This is a genomic window from Actinomadura sp. CNU-125, assembly GCF_001942465.1.
Taxonomy (GTDB): domain Bacteria; phylum Actinomycetota; class Actinomycetes; order Streptosporangiales; family Streptosporangiaceae; genus Spirillospora.
In genome coordinates, this window is record NZ_MKJY01000483.1 from 1 (window position 1) to 2,090 (window position 2,090).

General features: G+C 71.6%; 3 protein-coding genes. All 3 read right to left on the reverse strand.

What is annotated here, in order from left to right:
* On the reverse strand, nt 1-617 hold a 617-nt coding region (locus tag BJF79_RS38305), incomplete at its 3' end, for a hypothetical protein (RefSeq protein WP_262403186.1).
* On the reverse strand, nt 614-1,492 hold the full coding sequence (locus BJF79_RS38310; RefSeq protein WP_075904728.1) for a type II secretion system F family protein: 879 nt from the start codon (nt 1,490-1,492) through the stop codon (nt 614-616). The genes BJF79_RS38310 and BJF79_RS38305, both read right to left, overlap by 4 nt.
* The coding region (locus tag BJF79_RS38315) for an ATPase, T2SS/T4P/T4SS family (protein WP_187357114.1) at nt 1,489-2,090 on the reverse strand (602 nt) is incomplete at its 5' end. The genes BJF79_RS38310 and BJF79_RS38315, both read right to left, overlap by 4 nt.

Below are 2,090 nucleotides of genomic sequence, written 5' to 3' on the forward strand. Positions count from 1 at the left end.
TGCTGGGCGTGCCGGGCGCGGGACAGGGCCTGGTGGACGCGCTGGAACGGCCACCCGTCGGTGATCTTCGCCGGTTCCTCCAGCGCGGCGTTCAGCGCGGCGCCGGCTTCGCGTTCCAGCACGACGAGCTGGAGGTAGGAGGTGAAGGCATAACGGAAATCGCGGCGCCGCTGCCGGGCGGCCGAGCGGACGTTGTAGTCCGGGACCATCGCCAGCACCACGGCCAGCCCAAGCCCGACCAGCACCGGCAACGCCCAGGACGGCGAGCCTCCGGTGATGGTGACGAGCGCGGCGAACAGGGCGGGGGTGGCCAGGCCAGTGAGGAAGAGGACGAGCTTGTCGAGCATGAACCGCTCCACGGTTCGTCGCAGCAGAGCCAGGTCGGCGCGCGGCACGGCGAGCATCCCCGCTGGCCGGGCCAGATGTTCGGCCAGCCACCGGCCGAGGCGCTCACTGCCGCTCGTCTCCTCTGTCGTTGGCATCGCAGACGGCAGAGGTGTGGGCTGGATTCGCGCAAGTGCGGCGTCCAGGCGGGGCAGCGCGGGCCGCAGCTCACGGACGATGAGGACGACGCCGAGCGCACCCAGACACCCAGCCAGCGCAGCCAAGACGGTCACCGCGACACCTCCGCCCGGACGTCCGCGCGGGTGCGGAGGAAACGGGCGCCGGTCGAAAGGACCGACAGCCTCCGCATCCACCACAACCCCACCGCATAGATCCCGGCCACGACCGCGAGCACGGCCTGCCCGAGCGGGGTGCCGTAGGGGTCGGCGAGCGTCTGCGAGGTCGCGAACAGCAGACTCAGGATCCCGACGGACGCCACGATCACGATCAACGTCGTGCGCAGGCTCGCCCGCTCGGCTTCGACGTCGCGGCGGGCGATGACCTCGTGTTCGACGGCGTCGGCCAGCAGCCCGAGTGCCTCGCGGGTGCCGGGGCCGCGTCGGCGGGCTGCCAGGATCAGCGCGCAGGCGATGAGGTCGCCGATTGGGTCGTCGAGGTCGTCGGCGAACGCCCGCAGCGCCTGCTCGGTCCCGGCGTGGTTGTTCAACCGCCCCGCCAGCACCTCCACCTGCGGACGAATCGCAGCGGGGGCGACGCGGAGGCTGTCGGCCAGAGCCTGCTCCAGGCCGCGGCTGGCGCCGATCATCTCCGCCAACCGCCGCGACCACTGCGCGAGCGCCTCCAGCCGGACGATCCGCCGCTGCGGCGCACGTCCCGACAGCATCGGCGGCAACACGTACGCACCGGCCGCGACCGCCAGCGCGGCCACCGGCCACCCGGTCAGCAGCAACACCGCCAGCCCGGCACCGACCCCGGCCAGCAGCCGATTTCGCCGCCCCGGCCATGCCGGTGAGTGCACAAGCATCTGCAACCGCGATGGCGGACGGCTCTGTCTTGCTGCCGGATTGCTGCCGCGGATTCCGGCGGTGAGTGTGAGGATTCCGGCGGCACCGCACAGGCCGGTGAACGCGGCCAGCAGGTCCGTCATGACCAACCACCGCCCGCCACGGCGAGCAGGTCCGGGTCGAACCCGCAGGCGGTCAGGTCGTCCAGCAACGTCGCGCTGACGTGCCCGCCCGCCGGGGTGGCGCGGCCATCCTCGCCGGGAACGAAGATGTGGTTCCGGGTCGGCTCGGCAGAGTCCGCGGGCGGACCGACCTCCATCACCTGGGAAACGAATCGGTCGTTGCTCGCCGGATCGCGCCGCAGATGCACCACCAGCGGCTCCGCGAGACCGAACATCAGATGCAGGTCCTCGGCCGACAACCCGAGGTCGGCGCGGCGGCCGAGCTGCACCACCCGGTTAAACACATGCTCGGGACGGTGAACGTGCAGGGTGCACATCGAGCCGCGCGCACCCGAGTACATCACCTCCAGCATCGGTGCCAGCTCCCCATGCCGCGCCTCGCCCACGATCACCCGATCGGGGTTCAGCCGCAGGCACGCCGGCACCAGATCCTGCAATCGCACCTCGCCCGCACCTTCGGCGTTGGCCTGGCGGGCCTCCATCGCGACCACGTCCGGGTGCCGATGCGCCAGGGACGGGTCGTCCAGGAACAGCTCGAAGTCGCTCTCCAGCGTGATCA